The 14385-nt window shown below is 61.8% G+C and carries 12 protein-coding genes and 2 pseudogenes; 7 read left to right on the forward strand and 7 right to left on the reverse strand.

Going from position 1 to position 14385, the window contains the following annotated elements; all coding sequences use genetic code 11:
* Positions 1-340, forward strand: a 340-nt coding sequence (locus tag BN1233_RS24780; protein WP_147707539.1) for a cation:dicarboxylate symporter family transporter, incomplete at its 5' end; no start/stop codon positions are given.
* Positions 341-404: 64 nt separating this feature from the next.
* Here the strand turns inward: BN1233_RS24780 and BN1233_RS24785 are convergent.
* Genes BN1233_RS24785 through BN1233_RS24795 form a run of 3 tightly spaced genes read right to left on the reverse strand, consistent with a single transcriptional unit; the run spans position 405 to position 5127 of the window.
* The gene (locus BN1233_RS24785) at positions 405-1055 is read right to left on the reverse strand and encodes a TerC family protein (protein WP_046866308.1); all 651 of its coding nucleotides are present in this window, start codon (positions 1053-1055) and stop codon (positions 405-407) included.
* Positions 1056-1081: 26 nt separating this feature from the next.
* On the reverse strand, positions 1082-3787 hold the full coding sequence (locus BN1233_RS24790) for a CoA-binding protein (RefSeq protein ID WP_046866309.1): 2706 nt from the start codon (positions 3785-3787) through the stop codon (positions 1082-1084).
* A gap of 53 nt (positions 3788-3840) precedes the next feature.
* A complete protein-coding gene (locus tag BN1233_RS24795; RefSeq protein WP_046866310.1) occupies positions 3841-5127 on the reverse strand; it encodes an ATP citrate lyase citrate-binding domain-containing protein in 1287 nt (428 codons plus the stop codon).
* Positions 5128-5367: 240 nt separating this feature from the next.
* Between BN1233_RS24795 and BN1233_RS24800 the strand changes: the two genes are divergently transcribed.
* The 3 genes from BN1233_RS24800 to BN1233_RS24810 are packed head-to-tail and all read left to right on the forward strand — an operon-like array spanning position 5368 to position 8524.
* A complete protein-coding gene (locus tag BN1233_RS24800; protein WP_046866311.1) occupies positions 5368-6033 on the forward strand; it encodes a response regulator transcription factor in 666 nt (221 codons plus the stop codon).
* Positions 6030-7433, forward strand: coding sequence for a sensor histidine kinase (locus BN1233_RS24805; RefSeq protein ID WP_046866559.1), 1404 nt, complete (start codon positions 6030-6032; stop codon positions 7431-7433). Before BN1233_RS24800 ends, BN1233_RS24805 begins: the two co-directional genes overlap by 4 nt.
* Entirely contained in the window at positions 7430-8524 is a 1095-nt protein-coding gene (locus BN1233_RS24810) for an ABC transporter substrate-binding protein (RefSeq protein WP_046866312.1), read from the forward strand. Before BN1233_RS24805 ends, BN1233_RS24810 begins: the two co-directional genes overlap by 4 nt.
* 14 nt (positions 8525-8538) lie before the next feature.
* Here the strand turns inward: BN1233_RS24810 and BN1233_RS24815 are convergent.
* The 3 genes and pseudogenes from BN1233_RS24815 to BN1233_RS24825 form a co-directional block, all read right to left on the reverse strand.
* Positions 8539-8873: pseudogene (locus tag BN1233_RS24815) on the reverse strand (acyl-CoA thioesterase).
* A 135-nt stretch (positions 8874-9008) separates the two neighbouring features.
* On the reverse strand, positions 9009-10499 hold the full coding sequence (locus BN1233_RS24820; protein ID WP_046866313.1) for a tripartite tricarboxylate transporter permease: 1491 nt from the start codon (positions 10497-10499) through the stop codon (positions 9009-9011).
* A gap of 12 nt (positions 10500-10511) precedes the next feature.
* On the reverse strand, positions 10512-10994 hold the full coding sequence (locus BN1233_RS24825; RefSeq protein ID WP_244889840.1) for a tripartite tricarboxylate transporter TctB family protein: 483 nt from the start codon (positions 10992-10994) through the stop codon (positions 10512-10514).
* A 979-nt stretch (positions 10995-11973) separates the two neighbouring features.
* Here BN1233_RS24825 and BN1233_RS24830 point away from each other — a divergent pair.
* The 3 genes and pseudogenes from BN1233_RS24830 to BN1233_RS24840 all read left to right on the forward strand — a co-directional run bounded on the left by BN1233_RS24830 (position 11974) and on the right by BN1233_RS24840 (position 14028).
* Positions 11974-12300 carry an ATPase inhibitor subunit zeta gene (locus BN1233_RS24830; RefSeq protein WP_046866561.1) on the forward strand — a complete coding sequence of 109 codons (327 nt, stop codon included), beginning with the start codon at positions 11974-11976 and terminating at the stop codon, positions 12298-12300.
* A gap of 48 nt (positions 12301-12348) precedes the next feature.
* Positions 12349-12861, forward strand: coding sequence for an FAD-dependent oxidoreductase (locus tag BN1233_RS24835; RefSeq protein WP_052763922.1), 513 nt, complete (start codon positions 12349-12351; stop codon positions 12859-12861).
* 199 nt (positions 12862-13060) lie between these two features.
* A pseudogene (locus BN1233_RS24840) lies at positions 13061-14028 on the forward strand (Bug family tripartite tricarboxylate transporter substrate binding protein).
* Between the two features lie 145 nt (positions 14029-14173).
* Here the strand turns inward: BN1233_RS24840 and BN1233_RS24845 are convergent.
* A partial coding sequence (locus BN1233_RS24845; RefSeq protein ID WP_046866314.1) for an IS3 family transposase occupies positions 14174-14385 on the reverse strand: 212 nt, incomplete at its 5' end.

The raw sequence follows: 14385 nt of genomic DNA on the forward strand, positions 1-14385 counted from the left end.
TGCGATCCTCCTGCTCACCTCCAAGGGCGCCGCCGGAGTGACGGGCTCCGGATTCATCGTGCTGGCCGCGACACTCGCGACCGTCGGCACGATCCCGGTGGCGAGCATCGCTCTGATTCTCGGGATCGACCGGTTCATGTCCGAGGCGCGGGCGCTCACCAACCTGATCGGCAATGGCCTTGCCACCGTCGTGGTCGCCAAGTGGGAAGGCGTGCTCGATGAAAACTGCCTCCATCGCGGGCTCAACCAGGAGACGGATCTCGAAGCCGACGAGCCCGAAGCCGTGAAGGTCGAGGAGGATGTCGTCGAAGCCGGTGGACGGCAGCCCCTTCGGGCTTGAAGCGGGACCACCCAGAGGCGGATGATCAGGCGGCAGGTATCAAGGCGCCCAAATTCCTGTTTGGTCACAACACCGGCCAGACCTCGAGGGCACCGCGGTAGATCATCTCAAATGCCACGTAGAGGATGACCGCGAAGCCCACATAGGCGATCCAGTGATAGCGCTGAAGCAGGCGGGCGATGAGGCTCGCGGCGAGGCCCATCAGGGCAATGGAAAGCCCGAGTCCGAAAATCAGTACGACCGGGTGCTCGCGAGCGGCGCCCGCTACGGCCAGCATGTTGTCGAGGGACATGGAGACGTCCGCGATGACGATCTGCCCTGCCGCCTGGCCGAAGGTCTTGCGCGGCGCATGTTCGGCGATCTGGCCGTCCTGGTCGAGGTCGCGATCTTCCAGGGCCTCCTCGGCCTCGAGATCCTTCTCGGCATGGCCGGCCCGCAACTCCCGCCACATCTTCCAGCACACCCAGAGCAGCAGAATGCCGCCGGCAAGCAGAAGTCCGACGATCTCCAGGAGCTGTGTCGTCAGAGCCGCGAACACGATGCGCAGCACGGTCGCCGCGATGATCCCGACCAGAATGGCTTTGCTACGCTGCTCCTTGGGCAGTCCCGCGGCGGCAAGGCCGATGACCACCGCATTGTCGCCCGCCAGGACCAGGTCGATCATGATTACCTGGAGAAAGGCGGTGAGGGCTCCGGTCGTCAGGAGCTCACTCATCCTCGCATCTCCTCATCAGGTTGTGATCAGGACACGAACTGGCATTTCGAGGCGGCCGTGCGGGTATCCATGTTCCGCCCGCGGTTGAGGTGGTCGTCGATCTCCGCGGCGCAACCCAGCAGACGCGCATAGAGAAAGATCGTGAATGCGCTCGTCTCGAGTGCCTCTTTCGCCAGGTTGCCGTCCCGGTAGGGTTGCCACAGCATCTTGAGCAGAAGGGCTGCAATCACTGCGTCGATGTTGACACAGTAGACGTTGCGGGACACCCCGGTCTCGTACAGCGCCTTCGCGAGCTCTTGGTAATACGCATGGAAGACGTTGTATTCGCCGCGTTGCTCAAAGAGATCCCTGATGAAGACCTCGCGCGGGTCCTGGTTCACGGGCTTGTCCTTGAAGACAGGGTGGTTCACGCCTGGGATCTTCCGGATGCCCAGGCTGCCTGCCGTCTTCTTGTCAGCCTTGTAGCTCGCATATTCGGTAGCAAACTTATGGGCGAGCCCGGACAGGTCTATTCCGTGATCCGGATCGCCAGGGTCGGTCAGATCCGCGCCTTGGAACTGCTCGATCAGGAACGCGACACCCTCGTAGCCGTTGCCGCCATGGGCATAGCCCGAATGGGTCAGGAACCCGGTGAGCGCCTTATTGAGCTGCACACGCTCTGGCGTCTCGGGGCCGTCTGCGGAGACGGCCCCCTTCGCTCCTTGAGCCGAGATCGTCCCGGGCCCGTTCGAGAGCAGGAGACCGATCAGGGTCTGGAAGGCGAACAGGCTGTCGGACTCGGGCTGCGTGCCCGTGAGTGCCGCAAAGGTGACCTCTCCCAGAGTGCGCGAGCCGACAATTTCCTCATTCGGAATCCCGCAGAAGGCCTTCTGCTCGTGCCGAGCCGCATTGGCAGAGGCGCCGATCAGCACACCGAACAGCCGCAGCCACCAAGGCAGCGTCTCCGCGGTGATGAGGGAGATCCGCTTGCGCATCAGGGAATCCCAAGCCAGCGTCGTAGCCACCGCAGCCAGAACCGCATCTGCGGTCGGATAGCCGTTCAAGGTGCGCAGGTAACGCACGAATACGGATCGCGCGCCGCGGGTTTGAAGTCCCTTCAGCAGTGCATCTGCCCTGGCGTCGGGTTCGTCGGATACAAGCAGTTTTCCGCCGAGGCCGTCGAAGTCGACCAAGCTCAAGTCGAACTCCTCGTCAACGGCACTCTTCAGCCCGGCTGCCGAGAAACGCTCCACGAGCGCACGCACAACCTGGCGGGCACTATCAGCATATCGAGGCCCGACGATGCTGCACGCTGCGGCAAGCACGGTGTTGGGGGCATTGCCCCCTTCCCGTGCGGCTTGGGCCGCAAGCAGGGCGGGCGTGCCGAACAGGTTGATCTCCGCGCCCACCGCCGCATTGACGAGCGTGCGCTCGTTTTCGCCGCCGGGCTCGCGCAGCAGGGACAGGCAGATGTTGGACTCGATGGGCAGCAGCGCCGCATCTAGCATCGACGTGCCATGGAGAGCCGTGATCTGGGTCCTGGCATCCATCTGCGAGGCGCCGGACGCATCCTTCATGGGTTGCCGGGGGAACACTGCCCCGATCTGCCGGTTCAGGTGCGCGATCTGCTTGTCGTACGGGCTCGCGGCTTCGACGACCGGAAGATCGAGCTCCGGCGGGAGCACGATTTCCTGGTTTGCGCCGAACCAAGGCTTGAGGGCAAGGCTTCCCTCGGGTTCGAAGTCCGGCCGAGCTGCATTCGCCTGCATCACCGCCGTGAGGGCGAGGGGGATATGGGCGATGTTGGTGACCACCGCGCCACGGGACGAGAAGACGGGATTGTCCGGCGTGAAGATGTCGTTCACGCCGAACTTGGCCATGAACCATTGTTCCTTGGCCGTGGCGTCGTCGTTGCCACCGGCCATGGCGCCGGCATGGCCGACGGCTCGCGTGAGCTTCGATTTCCAGCGGCCGACCACGCAGGCAATGACCGGCTTGTTGAAGTTGGCGTCGAGCTCATAGTAGCCGCCGGGCTCCACATACAGGACGGCGGCCTTGGTGCGGGCATCGTTCGCAAGCGCGAAGCCGAATTCCGGCGCGGCATAGTGGATATAGACGTCCTTGCCGCTCGAGATCAGCGTCGTAGTGCCCCAGCCGGCCATGCGCAGATAGGTGGCGATCGTTGTCGTGAAGTTGCCGGAGTTGGAGAAGATCGCGATCGAGCCCTTGCGGAGAGCCTCGCCGGGGTTGTCGCCGCCGAGCGCACCGCCGATCCGAATCTGGTTCCAGGAATCCGCCACGCCGAGGCTGTTGCCGCCGAAGATATCGATCCCGTTCTGCTGCCCCAGGGCGCGGATCTCACGGGAATCGTGCACGGACAGCTTCTCCGTGACGATGAAGATTTTCTTGAGCTCGGGATTGACCCGGATCAGCTCGGCGACCCCGTCCCGGGCGCCGGAGGGCGGCAGATACACCACTCCGCAGTTGAACCGGTGCCCGGCCTCGAGGCCCTCGCGGACATTGTTGTAGACCGGAACGGGACCGACTGGCGTCTCGAGCACCTGACCGCGACGCCCGGGCGAGGTCCCGAACACTACGTTTCCACCGGAATAGGCATGGCCCACCGGGGTCACGTCGCTCGACTCACCACCGAGAATATTGAGCACGCAGACGCGATCCTCGCGCGTGGCGATCTGATCGAGGGAGCTGATGCCCAGGTAATACTTGAAGCTGCCGACGCCTTGCTTGAACACTGTCGTCTCCGATGTCTCGATCGGCTTCTGCCGGGTAAGGGTGTGACTGGCCGTTAAGCGGCGGCCGGCAGCGCGATCCGCAGCCTGGTCGCGATCTCGTCACGGCCTCCGGCCTTCATCCAGGCGTCTGCGGTCCGGGCGTAATTGATGACTTCGCTCATGTCGGAGTCGAAGCCGAAGAGGCGGTAGGGCAAGCCGAGCGCCTCGAGTGTGTCGCGCAGAGCGCCCATGCCGCGAACGAGGTTTGGACCGCCGCGACCGGCCACGACGTAGAGAGGTGAGGGGCCGTGCTTGCCGAAATGCTCCCGCAGCGCATCCGCCATGGCGCGGAAGGTTTCGAAAATATCGGTGTTGTTGGACTTGCCGCCTATGATGAAGAGCACGTTGCTCTGCTTCAGCCAGTGCCTGAAGCAGATGCGGGCCACATCCTTCATCTTCTCGTAGGGCGGGTTGCCGCCGAAATCCGATGAGATGATCGCATCGTCGCCGAGCATCTGGGTGACGAGGGAGTTGGCGCCCCCACCGAAGGTCGGCGCCAGGATCGTGCCTTGCGGGTTGATCACGTAAACATCGCTCTGGCCCTGGTAAGTCCGGAGCTGGTTGATCTCCTGTTCGAAGTCCGAGTAGTCGATTGCGAACAGGTGATTGGGTAGGTTGAGGCGTTCCCAGCGTGGGTCATCCCGATCGAAGCCGCACTTGAAATCGCAGGCGACAGGCGTGAGACGGCCGTTCCGCTCGAGGCGCATCCGGATCGGGTTCAGCTCGAGGGTGGTCATGCCGAAATTGTGATAGAGTTCCCACAGCTTCGGCAGGTACTGAACCAGAGGCGAGATGATCTGCTTCGGAGCATTCAATTCCGAGAGAGCATTCGCGACTACGAAGGCTTTGAGACCCGTCAGCGCATCGAACGGGATTTGGGCCACGAGGCTTTTGTCGACCTCTTCGATATCCACGCCACCGTGATGGGTCAGGGTCATGGTCGGCGCGCGGAAGCGGGTCGAGTCGGAGATCGAGAAATAGACCTCGTGTTCCGCCGGAACGGCTCCCTCGAACGTGACTCCATTCGCCTTGGCGAATGTCGCTCCCACGCGGTGCTCGACGAAGTAGAGCCGCTCCTTTTCCTTGAGGGCAGTCCTCAGATCCGAAGCACGTCCGAGGAGGCCGGCTTTGCCCTTCTTGCCAACTCCGCCCTTGAACACCGGCTTGATAAAGATCGTGCCGTAGCGGTCGAGAAGCGCCTTGATCTCTTCCTCGCTGGCATCCGGGCCAAGGACCTCCGAGGTCGGAAATCCAGCGAATCGCAGGAGCCTGGCCCCGTGGAGCATGCCTGTGATCTGCACTTGTATCCTCCAATATCCATTCGGGCGCTGACGCCCTGAAGCCTGTAGTTACGCCTACGCTTGATCACGTCTCGTCTTGCAGCCCGCCTCTTAGCGCCTGCGGCACGCAGTTCAGGGCACCTGCCGCCGGGAACCGAACGGGCGCCCACTTGGCGAGCCCACAGGAGTTGCTTACCCTGCCAACCTGTCACGAACCTGACGCCGAACCAGCGGTAGTGCGACAGGCGATCAGAGGCGGATATGCGCATCCTGCTCGTTGAAGACACAGTGGATGTCGGAGAGGCTATCGTCGCCCGGTTTGAACGGATTGGTCACACGATCGATTGGGAAAAGAATGGCCAAACCGCCGACGAGGTCCTGGAGGTCCAGACATACGATCTCGTCATCCTGGACGTGAACCTCCCGGCTCTCAATGGCTTCTCGATTCTGAAGCGTCTCAGGCAGCGCAAATCAAAGATCCCGGTTCTCGTTCTCACTGCGCGATCGCAGGTTGACGACCGGGTCGATGCTCTCGATCTTGGAGCAGACGATTACCTTGTGAAGCCTTTCGATTATCGAGAGCTGGAAGCCCGAGCGCGGGCCCTTCTCAGGCGGAGTGCTGGCGAACCGACCAATGAGCTCGTCTGTGGGAAGCTCATCATCGATCGTGGTTCGAGAGTGGTAGCGATCGACGGTGCACCGATCGATCTGACTCGCCGCGAATTGACGCTCCTCGAAATACTAGCCGCAAGGCCCGGCCGCATCTTCGGGAAGGACGAGCTTGTGGACCAGTTGTTCGGGTTCGGCGACGATCCCAGTCCGAACGCAATAGAGCAATACGTGGCTCGACTGCGAAAGAAGCTCGCCGGCTCGGGAGCGGAAATTCGAACGCTTCGAGGGCTTGGATATCAGATCGTGTGCCGATGATCGAACGGGGCCGCTCCCTCTACTCACGCATCATTCTGGTCATTGCTGCTATCTTCGGCATCGGGACAATTGCCCTTGGAGCGGCAGCATGGTTCTACGCTCGGATCGCGGCTGATGACGCCTATGACCGCCTTCTGGTCGGAGCAGCGCTTCAGATTGCCGAAAGCATCTATGCCCAAGACGGCATCGTTTCCGTCGATCCGCCGGTCTCCGCTTTCGAGACGCTGTCGCTGTCGAGCCGCGACCGGATCTTCTATAAAGTTTTGGACCCGAGAGGCTCTGTCCTTACTGGGTATGACGATCTTGCCCCCCTTCAGCCGTTCACGTCGACAGAGGAGCCGATAATATCGGACGGCGTCTATAAAGGATTCCCTGTGCGGATCGCCGTCGTCGGCCGTCAAATCTCCGACCCCATGATCTCAGGATGGGCACAAGTTGTTGTTGCTCAGACCCGGGAGGCGCGCACGAGCCTCGCACGCGATCTGACAGTCAAGGCTCTGCTTCTCGTCCTGGCTACGACAGGACTTGCCTTCGTTGGTGTTCTTTTCGCCGTTCGGCATGCGCTCGAGCCCCTGGCGCGAACCGAGCGGGAGCTTCAATTCCGGGATCCGAAGGATCTGAACCCGCTTGACCTGGAGACCCCTCGTGAGATTCAGGCCCTCGTCTCCACCATCAATCGCTTCATGGACCGCCTGGCCGGGCGCATAGCGTTGATGCAGCGGTTCATCGCCGATGCAGCCCACCAGATCCGAACTCCGCTTGCCGGACTTGCCCCTCAGGTCGATCTTCTCTCCGAAGAGGAGCGCCCAGACCGCCGCAAGCAGCAGCTCGAGCGGGTCAGAGAGCGGACATCGGAGCTGGGCCGATTGACAAACCAGCTCCTGAGTCACGCCATGGTCATTCACCGTGCGGAGGTCGCAAATTTCGAACCCATAGACCTCGCTGCATTGGCCCGCCAGACTCTGATAAGTGCTGTTCCACTCGCACTCGATCGCGATGTTGACATTTCGTTCGAGGAGCCGGCGGATCCCGTTTTCATGTGTGGGGACGCGGTCAGCATTCGTGAAGCACTGTCAAACCTAATCCACAACGCCTTGAAGCATGGGGGGAACACTCGCCTCGAAGTCCGTGTCTTCACTGATCAGGACGCTGCCGTGATCGAAGTCGTCGATGACGGGCCGGGAATTCCGGCCTCCGAATGGCAGCGGGTGCGAGAGCCGTTTCATACCAAGAGCAGTACCGGTTCCGGCCTTGGCCTTGCCATAGCCGGTGACGTGGTGCGCGCTCACGGAGGAGAGTTACGCTTTCGCGAACGCTCCGAGGATGGATTTGCGGTTATCCTGCGCTTCAAGCGCTTCCAGGGGCCTGATGAGCTGCCGCGCGTGGACCATCCTGCATGAGGTTTCTTTTTGAAGCACTCCGCGCCGTGCCCGTTCTCTTCGCTGCAGGAGCGATGATCACGACGGTCGAAGCCGCCGAGACGACACGGTTTCCGGCCGTGCAGCACGAGGAGGTCGTTCTCTCGGTCCATGCCGCTACTGATCTGGCTGCGATGGAACCCTTAATTCGGGATTTCCAGGCGCTCTCGCCCAATGTGACCGTCGAATATACCGAGTATCTCACGAACGAGCTGTTCGCACACGCGGCCACGGCTTGCGAGGGCGAGGATGAATCCGCGGATCTGATCCTGTCATCTTCCGTCGATCACTTGGTCAAACTGGTGAATGACGGCTGTGCAGCACCCTATCGCTCGCCAACGACACTCCGCATGCCCTCCTGGACGCAATGGCGGGATGAGGTTTTCGGCTTCACGTTCGAACCAGCAGTCTTCGTGTACAACCAAAATCTGGTTCCGTCGGAGGATGTCCGGCGCACGCGAGCGGAACTCATCGATCTCCTTCGATCGAAGCCGGAGGTATACCAGGGAAAGATCGGCACCTACGATATCTCGCAGTCCGGCATCGGGTACCTGTTCGCGTCATACGATGCCCGCAGGACAACCATCTTTGGCCGACTCCTGGAGGCTTTCGGGCGTGCCCAGGTCGTCACGAGCTGCTGCACGACTGACCTTTTGACGGACATTTCCGCTGGACGTCTTGCGATCGGCTATAACCTCATCGGGTCTTATGCGGTTGCCGCGGTCAGGCGCGGGGCTCCTCTCAGAGTCGTTATCCCGCGGGATTATACCATCGTGCTCAGCCGTGCGGCGTTCGTCCCACGCGCAGCCCGGGATGCTGCGACAGGCTTCCGCTTTCTGGATTACCTCCTCTCTAAACGAGGCCAGCAGAAGAGCCACGAAGCGTCGTTCTACTTCAGTGCCGATTTCCCCATTCCGGAAGAGGTCGATGGTCCAATGTGGCTAACTTCAGCCGGACTCTTAAGACCGATCACCATCGGGCCGGAGCTTCTGGCCGTCCAGGATCGAGCCAAGCGTGAACGGCTGCTCGCCGAGTGGCGCCGGTCGATCTCAAGTGAAGCCAACCCGCGTTAGCCAACGAATGACACTCAGGTTGGCGGGACGGGTCGTGGGCGAGAGCCGCTGTCGATGGCGACGAACGTGAAGACCGCCGGGGTGACCTTGACCTGCTCGTCACCGTCGCGTGACCGGCGCCAAGCCTCTACCCTGAACTTCATCGAGGTGCGCCCGGCGGAGATCAAGTCCGCATACACGGACACCTCATCGCCTACATGGACCGGGTTGTGAAACTCCATGGCGCCGACGGCGACCGTTGCGCAGCGGCCGCGCGCCCGGCGGGCCGCTGATTGCCTGCCGCCAGATCCACCTGCGACATCAGCCAGCCGCCGAAGATGTCTCCAGCTGGGTTCGTGTCGGATGGCATGGTGATGGTCCGTATCACTGCTTCGCGCGCGCCGGAATTCACTTCGCTCAATGTTCTGGCTTCTCTCTGGGATCTCGGATCAGGAGGTGCTGGCCGCAGCCTCGGCTCTTCACGAGAAGGCTGCGGCCAGCAATATCAATCCTCGACAGCCTGGAAGCGGTTCAATCCGCGCATCACGAACGGCGCCACGAGAGCAATGAGTGCAACTGCAAGCAGGGCGGCCGAGATCGGGCTCTGCAGGAGCACCATCGGATCGCCGAGACTGATCGAGAGCGCCCGGCGCAGCTGGCTTTCTGCCACGGGACCGAGGATCAGGCCGACGACCACCGGCGCGATCGGGAAGTCATACCTCCGCATCAGGTATCCCATCACCCCGAAGCCGGTCAGCAGGCCGAGCTCGACCACCGACGGATTTGCCGCGATCGTGCCCATCGTGGCGAACACCAGGATGCCGGCATAGAGCCAGGGCTGCGGAATGGCGAGCAGGCGCACCCAAACTCCGACCAGCGGCAGGTTCAGCACGAGCAGCATGATGTTGGCGATGAACAGGCTCGCGATCAGCCCCCAGACGAGGTCGGGCCTCTCGGCGAACAGCAACGGGCCGGGGTTGAGGCCGTATTGCTGGAACCCGGCGAGCATCATGGCCGCCGTCGCCGAGGTCGGCAGGCCGAGCGTCAGCAGGGGCACGAGCGTCCCGGCTGCCGAGGCGTTGTTGGCCGCCTCCGGCCCGGCGACGCCCTCGATGGCGCCGTGACCGAACTCCTCCGGGTGCTTGGTGAGCCGCTTCTCCGCCGAGTAGGATAGGAAGGTCGGCACCTCGGCCCCGCCCGCCGGGAGAGCCCCGATCGGGAAGCCAAAGGCGAAGCCGCGCAGCCATGGCTTCCAGGAGCGCTTCCAGTCTTCCTTGGTCATCCACAGCGAACCGCGAACGGGCTCGAGTTTCTCCTCCTCGATGTGCCGGCGTGAGGCGACATAGAGCGCCTCACCGACAGCGAAGAGGCCGACCGCCAGGGTCGTGATTTCGATGCCGTCGAGCAGGTCCGGGACGCCAAAGGTCAGGCGCGCCTGACCGGTGAGTAGGTCGATGCCGACGAGGCCCAGGACCAGCCCGATGAACAGGCTCGTGAGGCCTCGAACAGGCGAGTCGCCGAAAGTGGCCGAGACGGTCACGAAGGCGACGCACATGAGGGCGAAGTAGTCCTCCGGGCCGAACTGCACCGCGAGATCAACGAGATACGGCGCCAGGAACGCGAGCCCGAGAGTGGCGAGCGTGCCGGCCACGAAGGAGCCGATTGCCGAAGTTGCAAGTGCCGGGCCGCCGCGGCCGGCTTTGGCCATCTTGTTGCCCTCGAGCGCGGTCGCCATCGAGGCGCTTTCGCCCGGGGTGTTGATCAGGATTGCGGTGGTCGAGCCGCCATACATGCCGCCATAGTAGATCCCGGCGAACATGATGAGTGAGCCGCCGGGGTCGAGCTTGTAGGTGACCGGCAGCAGAAGCGCGACCGTGAGCGCCGGGCCGATGCCGGGCAGGACGCCGACCGCGGTGCCGAGCAGCGCGAACAGGAGGCTCATCGGCTGGATGGCAATGCTCAGACCGTGAGACAGAGCAAAGAGGGATTCAAACATGGAGTAGCTCCGTCAGATCAGGTGCTCGAGGGGGCCCATCGGCAGCGACAGGGCGAGCAGCTTGGCGAAGAGGACGTAGATCACGACGGCAAGGATGAACCCGATCGCGAGATCAATGAGAAAGGCATTGCGACCGAAGGCACGGGATGTTGCCGCAAAGAGGATTGCAGTGCCCAGGATAAAGCCGCCGCCGATCCCGATCAGCGTCATGAGGGCAACAAGCCCGCCCAGGATGAGCAGAATGGCTCTCGGGTTTCCCGTTTCCCGGTGCGGCAGTTCTCCTCGAAGTGCCTGAACCAGATTTGCCGCGGCAAGAATGGCCAAGCCGGCACTAACAACGCCAGGCATCGCCTTCGGACCGATGCCGTAGGTCGCTGCAACACCGAGGCTGTTCATGTCCCACCAGACTACTGCGGAGAGCAGCAGAAGTACGCCGGCGATCACGATGCCGGCGATATCGGGACTCGTTCTATATTGATGATTTGGCACCATCATCTCCAGGATCTCGCTTCAGAATATTTCAGTCCTGCGGGCGCCTGCCCGTAGGTAACTTCTATGGTCACGTGAGACCTACCGAGGTCTGAACCCCACACACTCCGATGCTCTCAATTCGGAAGTGGCGATCCGGCTTGCAAAGCTGGGCAATGGCAAGCCGATGAAGGCTGCAACTGCCCCGTGTTCAGAGTGAAGTCGTAGTAGCGGATCAACCTGTCATGAAACTGACTTTGATCGGCGAAGCTATTCCGTGGGACCTGAACAGGCGCAATCTCGAGACGCTTCCGTAGATGCCTGCAAGATCGATGGCGATATTCCCGGAGAACGGTCCAGTCGATCGCTCGTTTTCGTCCGATAGGTCAGAGGCGCGATCCCGGCCGGAGACTTGTCTGGAGCATTCTGGCTAAACGCATCAAGGTCTTGATACTGCCAAGTCGACTGGCAACAACCCGCGGCTGTCTTGCACCTGGAGCCGCATGCGAGCACGTGTTGCGCTCCGATGCAGCAGCTTCCTCGACGCGCAGCCTCGTCACGGCATCGAGGAAACGCTCGATAGGAGCGGCCGTGCTCTGCCTGATGTGGGAGATGGCCGTTTCCATTTCCTTGTCTGAGTCGTCCAACTGTCCACCTCGCAAGAGAGACGCCCTTGGGGTGCCAAGACGTTTCCTCAGTCACGACGCCCAGTATCCCGGGTTCTTTTCCTTATGCACCGGATACGAAGGCCAGTCCCTCCGGACCTGTCGTTCCGCGCAGACTCAGGATGGGAACGGGCCGGTGATCGGGCTTAGCCATCACAAGATCTCTCGACACACAGTATGACCCGACAAACAAATCGCAAGATGCGGTGCTCCACACGAGAGCTATGCGCGGCGTCCTTGGTTGCGTCAGGTTCGTGTCAGCTACGACTGTATAAGCCTGACGCGGAACAGGAGAGTCCTCCATAAGGGTGGGCATGGGCCGAACATTGGGTGAACTGACGATGACCACTGCCGCATTGAAGAATACCCGTTCCAGCGCATCGTTCTGGTGCATAGAAGACGACACGCGTGACTGCGTCATTGCGCGGCGGAACGTCCTCGCTGGACTTTGGGCAGGCCGTCTTCTCGGACTGTCGAATACTGAACTGACGGCATATGCCGTCGAGGTTCACATGGCGGATTTCGAGACCGAGGGAGATACCGACGTCGTTCTCAAGGTCGCCAATGATGTGTCCGCTGGCGGCCTACCCTATTCGGAAGATCAGATCCGGAATGAGCTGTGTGGATTCCATCGAGAAGCCCTTCGTCAGTCTGGGGCTACCGACTGAGATTTAGAGTCGTCCTCCTTACTCCAGCCGGCGATCGACGCATCGACCGTGACCCTGAAGGGAGGCAGCAAGCTCGATGCGGATCTCGTGGTGGTCGGCATCGGCGTGACGCCGCGAACCGAGATCGCCGAACGCAGCGGCTTGGCGATCGATCACGGCGTGGTCGTGGACCAATACCTCGCGACCAACGTACCCGGCATCTTCGCGGCGGGCGACATCGCGCGCTGGCCCGACGCCCATACGGGCGATGCCATTCGCGTAGAGCACTGGGTCGTCGCCGAGCGTCTCGGCCAGACGGCCGCCTTCAACATGCTGGGACTGCGCCGGCGTCACACCGCCGTGCCGTTCTTCTGGAGCAAGCATTACGACCTCTCGATCCGTTATGTCGGACACGCCCAGCAGTGGGACGAGATCGAGATTGACGGCAGCGTCGAGAGGCGGGACTGCATCGCACGATTCCGAAAATCCGGTCGTACCCTTGCGGTCGCCACAATTGGCCGCGACCGCGAGGCTTTGCGCGCGGAGGCGGCCATGGAGAAGGATACGGTGCCCACCAGGTGATGCGTGTTGCTCTCAGCTGCACCCGGTTGCGTCACCCAATCACAGACGTGACCATCTTCTCTGGCAGAAGTTCCACTCCGCCCGCGTCACGGCAATTTGCAAGACCAAGTCAGTTTGGTGTCAGCTTCATCCCGTAGGACGATTCCACTCGGCGCCATAGCGACCGGTGTTTGAACCTCGAGTCCGGGAGGATGAACTTATGATGCATTTTCGTCAGAGCCTGTCACGCACGTTGATCGTGGCCGCTACGGCCTTGTTCGCGACTTCTGCATTTGCACAGGCCGAATTGAAGATCATGGCACCCGCTGCCCCTGGTGGCGGCTGGGACCAGACGGCCCGTTCGATGCAGCAGGCCCTGACACAATTCGGCCTGGCTAAGAGTGTCCAAGTCACGAACGTGCCAGGGGCTGGAGGGACAATCGGCATCGCGCAGTTTATCACGGGGTCCAAGGGCGACGGCAACTCGCTTGTGGTCAATGGCTTGGTCATGATGGGCGCTATCCTGACCAACAATGCGCCGGTTACGTTCGAGCAAGTGACGCCGATCGCGCGCCTCACCGCTGAAGCAGAAGCCATTGTTGTCCCGACGGCCTCTCCGATCAAATCCGCTCGCGATCTCATCGAGGCGATCAAAGCCGATCCCGCGAAGGTCCGCTGGGCGGGGGGTCCGCAGGAGGCGTCGACCATATTGCGGTCGGCCTAATCACCAAGGCTGCGGGCTCCGACCCGACGAAGATCAACTACATTCCGTTCTCCGGTGGCGGCGAGGCCTTGGCCGCAATCCTCGGCGGCAAGGTGACGGCTGGAATTTCCGGACTCGGCGAACTCGAGGGACAGATCAGGGCCGGCAAGCTTCGCCTCATTGCAGTGACGTCACCGACCCGGCGCGAGGGCATCGAGACGCCTACCTTGAAGGACCAGGGCATTGATCTTGAGATCACCAACTGGCGGTCGGTCGTCGCGCCTCCCGGAATTTCAGCGGACCAGAGTAAGGCTCTCACGGACACCATCGACAAGATGGTCAAATCGCCAGCCTGGCAGGAAATTCTGAAGCAGAAGGGCTGGGATGACGACTACCTGTCCGGAGATGAGTTCGCAGCCTTCCTCAAGGCAGAGGGTGCCCGGGTGCGCGAGGTCCTGACCTCGATCGGTCTTGTGAAATCCTGACGGTCACAAGGGGCGAGCGCACAAGCCAGCACTCGCCCTTTCTTACGCAAAGTTGGCTTACGCTGCTAAATGTGGATCACGCTGATGCAGACGGCGGTAGTGTACTGAAACGCGCCGATTTTTCCGGAGGCTGATTGGCTTGGATTTAGGCGGCCATCGGCATGACCTCAAGCTGAGCGTAGTAGGCCGCTTCCGCCTCGGCGGGCGGGATGTTGCCGAGGGGCTTGAGCAGGCGCCGGTGGTTGAACCAATCGACCCATTCAAGAGTGGCGAACTCGACGGCCTCGCAGGAGCACCACGGACCACGTCGATGGATCACCTCGGTCTTGAAGAGGCCGATGACGGTTTCCGCCAGAG

The sequence above is a fragment of the Microvirga massiliensis genome (assembly GCF_001006805.1).
GTDB classification, from domain to species: domain Bacteria; phylum Pseudomonadota; class Alphaproteobacteria; order Rhizobiales; family Beijerinckiaceae; genus Microvirga; species Microvirga massiliensis.